Annotated in this window: 5 protein-coding genes and 1 tRNA gene; 4 read left to right on the forward strand and 2 right to left on the reverse strand. The window is 69.6% G+C overall.

What is annotated here, in order from left to right; genetic code table 11:
- From C0461_RS13330 to leuB, 3 genes are all read left to right on the forward strand, one after another.
- Positions 1 to 405, forward strand: a 405-nt coding sequence (locus C0461_RS13330) for an aconitase family protein (RefSeq protein ID WP_292107687.1), incomplete at its 5' end; no start/stop codon positions are given.
- Complete coding sequence (gene leuD, locus C0461_RS13335; protein WP_292107688.1) at positions 398 to 985, forward strand: 3-isopropylmalate dehydratase small subunit; 588 nt, start codon at positions 398 to 400, stop codon at positions 983 to 985. The genes C0461_RS13330 and leuD, both read left to right, overlap by 8 nt.
- Positions 985 to 2,085, forward strand: coding sequence for a 3-isopropylmalate dehydrogenase (gene leuB, locus C0461_RS13340; protein ID WP_292107689.1), 1,101 nt, complete (start codon positions 985 to 987; stop codon positions 2,083 to 2,085). Before leuD ends, leuB begins: the two co-directional genes overlap by 1 nt.
- A gap of 219 nt (positions 2,086 to 2,304) precedes the next feature.
- Here leuB and C0461_RS13345 read toward each other — a convergent pair whose 3' ends face one another.
- Complete coding sequence (locus C0461_RS13345; RefSeq protein ID WP_292107690.1) at positions 2,305 to 3,411, reverse strand: hypothetical protein; 1,107 nt, start codon at positions 3,409 to 3,411, stop codon at positions 2,305 to 2,307.
- Positions 3,412 to 3,453: 42 nt separating this feature from the next.
- A complete protein-coding gene (locus C0461_RS13350; protein WP_292107691.1) occupies positions 3,454 to 4,716 on the reverse strand; it encodes a lytic murein transglycosylase in 1,263 nt (420 codons plus the stop codon).
- Between the two features lie 170 nt (positions 4,717 to 4,886).
- On the opposite strand from C0461_RS13350, the gene C0461_RS13355 reads away from it, so the two are divergent.
- A tRNA-Cys gene (locus tag C0461_RS13355) sits at positions 4,887 to 4,962 on the forward strand.
- The last annotated feature ends 138 nt before the right edge of the window (positions 4,963 to 5,100 follow it).

Genomic DNA, 5,100 nt, shown 5'->3' on the forward strand with positions numbered 1-5,100 from the left:
GACCTGCGGGCGGCCGCCGCCATCCTGAAGGGCCGCCGGGTCAAGCCGGGGGTGCGGGTGCTGGTGGTGCCCGGCTCCGAGGCCGTGCGGCGCGACGCCGAGGCGGAAGGCCTGCACACGGTGTTCACCGAGGCGGGGGCCGAATGGCGCATCCCCGGGTGCTCCATGTGCCTGGCCATGAACGGCGACATGGTGGGGCCGGGCCAGCTGGCGGTGTCCACCTCCAATCGCAATTTTGAAGGCCGTCAGGGCCCCGGTGCGCGGACCATCCTGGCCAGTCCCGCCACGGCCGCGGCCAGCGCGGTCATGGGCGTGCTGACCGACCCGCGGGTGTTCATGGGGGATGAGCCCCTCAAGCAGGCGAGCGCCGCGCGCGAGCCGGTAGGAGAGACGAACCATGCCTGAGCCCCTGAAGACGCTGACCTCGGGCACGGTGGTGTTCAGCCAGTCCAACATCGACACGGACCAGATCATCCCCGGCCGGTTTCTGACCACCACCACCCGCGAGGGGCTGGGCGCGCACGCTTTTCACGACTGGCGCTATGAGTCCGACGGAACGGTCAAGCCGGAGGCGGTGCTGAACCGCATCGATCCGGCGGAACACCGCATCCTGATCTCGGGGGACAATTTCGCCTGCGGTTCGTCGCGCGAACACGCGCCGTGGGCCCTGCTGGACTATGGCTTCCGGGCGGTGGTCTCCACGTCTATCGCTGACATCTTCACCTCCAACGCCCTGAAGAACGGGCTGCTGCCCGTGGTGGTCAGCCAGGCGGTGTGGGACGATCTGGCCGCCCATCCGGACCAGCCGGTGACCATCGACCTGGAGGCCGAAACCATCCGCCGGGGCAACGCCGAGCCGACGCCCTTCCGGGTGGAGTCCTTCGCCCGTCAGTGCCTTCTGGACGGAGTGGACGCCATGGGCTGGCTGACCGCCCGCCTGCCCGACATCGAAGCCTTTGAACGCCGACAACAGGAAACCGCGTGATGCCCCCCTTTCAGGACCATACCATCGTCGTGCTGCCCGGAGACGGGGTGGGCCCGGAGGTCGCGGCCGTCGCCTGCGCCGTGCTGGACTGCGTCGGCGACTTCTACGGTCACCGCTTCAACTATCAGGAGCACCTGATCGGCGGGGCGGCCATCGACGCCACCGGCGAGCCCCTGCCCGACGCGACGCGGGACGCCTGCAAGGCCGCCGACGCGGTGCTGCTGGGCGCCGTGGGCGGTCCCAAATGGGACGGCGGCAAGCGGCGGCCGGAGGAAGGCCTGCTGGCCATCCGCAAGGCCATGGGCCTGTACGCCAACCTGCGGCCGCTGCAGGTCTCGCCGGTGATGGCCCACCGCTCGCCGCTGAAGAAGGAGATCGTCGAGGGCGTGGACCTGATCGTGTTCCGCGAACTGACCGGCGGCATCTATTTCGGCGAGAAGACCCGCACCGACACCACCGCCTCGGACCTGTGCGTCTATTCGGTGGAGGAGATCGAGCGAGTGGCCCGCGCCGCCTTCCAGACCGCCCGCCAGCGGCGCGGCAAGGTCACCTCGGTGGACAAGGCCAATGTCATGGAGACCAGCCGCCTGTGGCGCGAGGTGGTCACCCGCATCCATGCCGAGGAGTTTCCCGAGATCACCCTGGAGCACGCCCTGGTGGACTCCATGGCCATGCACCTGATCCGCAAGCCGCGCGAGTATGACGTCATCCTGACCGAGAACATGTTCGGCGACATCCTGTCGGACGAGATCTCGGTGCTGGGCGGGTCCATCGGCCTGCTGCCGTCGGCCTCGCTGGGCACCGAGGGGCCGGGGCTGTTCGAGCCCATCCACGGCTCGGCGCCGGACATCGCCGGGCAGGACCTGGCCAATCCGGTGGGCATGGTCCTGTCCGCGGCCCTGATGCTGCGCCACTCCCTGAAGCTGGAGGACGAGGCCGACGCCATCGAGGCGGCGGTGGCGGCGGTGCTGGCCGCTGGCGCGGTCACGGCGGACCTGGGCGGTGAGCTGGGCTGCCGCGCCGCGGGCGACGCCATCTGCGACGCCATCCGCGCCATCCACTGGGCCGCCGCCCACCGGGTCCAGATGCACTGGGCCTGAGCCATTCGCGTTTCGCGCCCCGCCCCACGGGATCGCGGAAACCTCACGCATCGACGCCCCCAATGCCGATGCGTGGCGGTGAAGCCCTCGCCGGTTCCCTGAGCCGCCGGCGGGGGCTTCTTTATTCTTGCCCTAACGCGCGCCGCGCGGCGCCGCGCTGCTTGAGGGCTTTATTGGGGCCCTATGCTCGCTGCGCGGCGGCTCGCGGCCTGAGGGCGGTCAGTCGATGATTTCGCGGCTGGCGAGGCTGGTTTCGAAGTCCATGAAGATGTCGATCAACTCCTCCACCGAGACGCGCGCGGCGCCGGGGGCGAAGCGGAAATTCCAGAAGCTGACGATGTGCCGCACCGCCCCCACCTGTTCGCCCAAGCGGATGAACATGCCGGGTGCGTCCAGCAGGAACTCGCGAAAGGCGGTCGGGCGGCCGTCTTCGGTCAGGCTGGCGTAGGCGCGGTCGTAGATCTTCAGGGTCTCGATCACTGTCTCGCAGGTCTTGAGAATCTTTCGCCGGAGGACCTGATGACCGCGCTCGACGTAGATCCGGGATTCGGTGTCCATGGGACCGATCGGCTGCATAGCGGCGATGGCGTCGGCCACCGCCCGGGCTTCCTTCAGCACCGTGGCGGCGGACCATTTGTAGTAGAGGAAGCCTTTCCAGCAGAACACGCCCTCGGCGTACTGCTCGGGCGCCAGCTGGAGGGTGTCGCCCAGGGGCTGCATCCCGGCGCCGTCGGTGTTGGACAGGATCTTGGACACCAGATTGGCGGTGGCGCGGGCCTGGGCTGGGGAGGCCTCGGCCGTCATGCTCATGGCCACGAGCGGGGCGATCTGGCTCTCCACGAAGCTGAACATGCGCTTCATGTCGCCCTCGGTCAGCTCGAAATAGCAGCGCGCCACATCCAGGCCGGCGCGCTTGATTTGTTCGCGCAGCAGGAAGGGGTCCAGCGAGGGCAGCTGATCGATCAGGCGCAGGGTCTCAAGGTCGCGCTCGTCCACGGACACGCCGAAGTGCTCACGCAGGGCCCGGTCGAAATTGCGCTGGCCGACGAAGATGAAGCGGCCCCCCAGCCGCAGGTCATCGAGGTCGATGGGAAGGATCACCTTGGTGGCCGACTGGCGATAGACGTGGAACAGGTCCACCTCGTCGCGACGCAGGCGGTGCTTGATGATCAGGCCCCGATTCAGGGCGGGGGTCTGGAACAGGGGCTTGTTGCGCCAGTCATCCGTGCGGCCATGGCGGCGCCAGACGGCCAGCAGATTCAGCACCCGCGAGGTGGAGCCAAACGCCTGAAGGTTGGCCAGATTTCGGATCGAACGGTCGCTCATCGCCGCTCGTCCTGCCGGTGTTCGACCGGTCCGGCAAGCGGGTTATCGCTGTTCGGCGATCAGACGGTCGGCGAGGGCGGCGGTGAGGTGACCGTCGGGGGTCAGGCCGTTGGCCTGCTGCCATCCACGCAGCGCGCGGCGGGTGCCGGAGCCGACGATGCCGTCGATGCCGCCGGGGTCGAAACCGGCAGCCGCCAGGGCCCGCTGGGCGCCCAGCCGCTGGTCCCGCGACAGGGGCGCCTCGTCCGGCCAGGCGGCGACCAGGCCGGGGCGGCCGGCGATGCCGTCGGCGGTCATGCCGATGGCCAGGGCGTAGGCCACCGAGTTGTTGTAGCGGCGGATGATGTAGTGGTTGGGCAGGGCCAGGAAGGCCGGGCCGTTGGCCCCCTGCGGCAGCAGGATGGTCGCGCCCTCGGCCTGTTCGGCCGTGCTGGGCGTCCCGCCGGGGGCGAGCACCACCCCGCGCTGGGCCCAGTACGACCATGGCTGGCGCTCGCCCTCGGCCAGGGCGTAGTCGAAGTCCCGGGGCAGGGTCACTTCGTAGTGCCAGCCCTGGCCGCGCTTCCAGCCCGCATTGTCCAGCAGATTGGCGGCCGACATCAGGGCGTCGGCGGGCGAGTTCCAGATATCCACCACGCCGTCACCGTCGCCGTCCACGGCCAGGCGGCGATAGTTGTCGGGCATGAACTGGCTCTGGCCCATGGCGCCGGCCCACGAGCCCTTGAGGCGCGAGCGGGGGGCGCGGCCCTCGACGATGATGGTCAGGGCTTCCTTGAGCTGCTCCTCGGCCCAGTCGCGGCGGCGACCGTCGTGGGCCAGGGTGGCCAGGGAGCGGATCACGTCGTGGTCCCCCTGGACCTGGCCGAAGGCGCTTTCCTGCGCCCAGATGGCCACGAGAATCTCGCGGGGCACGCCGTAGCGTTGCTCGGCCGCCACGGGCGCGGACGACAGGCGGTCCCGGCCCTGACTGATGCGCTGGGCGCTGACGGCGTTTTGGACATAGGCGCCGACGGGGCGGCTGAACTCGGGCTGGTTGCCGTCCAGGCGGATGACGCTGGGATCGGGGGACAGCCCCGCCAGCTCGCGCTCGAAGGCGGCGCGGTTGGCCCCGCCGTGACGGGCCAGGAAGCCCTGCTTCCAGCCCTCGAAGGACTGATCCTCATAGGGCGTGGGCTGAACGGCCGCCGTCGCGATGGCCGCCGCCGCCGCCGGCTGCGCCGCATGGGCCGGCCCGCCCCGTGGCGGTTCGGGGATCAGGGGGGCGCAGGCTGCGGTCAGGCCAATGAGAACAAGACGAATTTTCATTCCGCAAGCTTACCGCGTCGCGTCCGGGGCCCGCAATCACAAGCGCGCGAAAGGAGAGCATGGTTTCGCCGCCTTTTCGCCCCTCCGTCGCCATGGATGATGCGCGGCGCTAACCCTTTGTGGTCGCCGCCCGTTAACCGCGGCGCGGTAAGGGAGATCGTCCTCGATGCGGCCTGGTGGCGGAGAGGTGACGCGGCGGATCGCAAATCCGCAGACCCTCCGTTCGACTCGGAGGCCAGGCCTCCATCCTTTTTGCCCTATTGCTCGCCGCGCGGCGGCTCGCTGCTTGAGGGCGTTTTTTGCGCCCTATCGCTCGGCCCGCGGGGCCTCGCTGCTTTCTTGCCCTACCGCTCGGCTCGCGGAGCCTCGCTGCTTGAGGGCGTT

It is taken from the genome of Brevundimonas sp. (assembly GCF_013823285.1).
Taxonomy (GTDB): Bacteria; Pseudomonadota; Alphaproteobacteria; order Caulobacterales; family Caulobacteraceae; genus Brevundimonas.

Excerpts from the sequence above, each read along its gene's own strand:
- leuB (WP_292107689.1), top strand. The coding sequence starts at position 985 with ATGCCCCCCTTTCAGGACCATACCATCGTCGTGCTGCCCGGAGACGGG.
- C0461_RS13350 (WP_292107691.1), bottom strand. The coding sequence starts at position 4,716 with ATGAAAATTCGTCTTGTTCTCATTGGCCTGACCGCAGCCTGCGCCCCC.
- C0461_RS13345 (WP_292107690.1), bottom strand. The coding sequence starts at position 3,411 with ATGAGCGACCGTTCGATCCGAAATCTGGCCAACCTTCAGGCGTTTGGC.
- leuD (WP_292107688.1), top strand. The coding sequence starts at position 398 with ATGCCTGAGCCCCTGAAGACGCTGACCTCGGGCACGGTGGTGTTCAGC.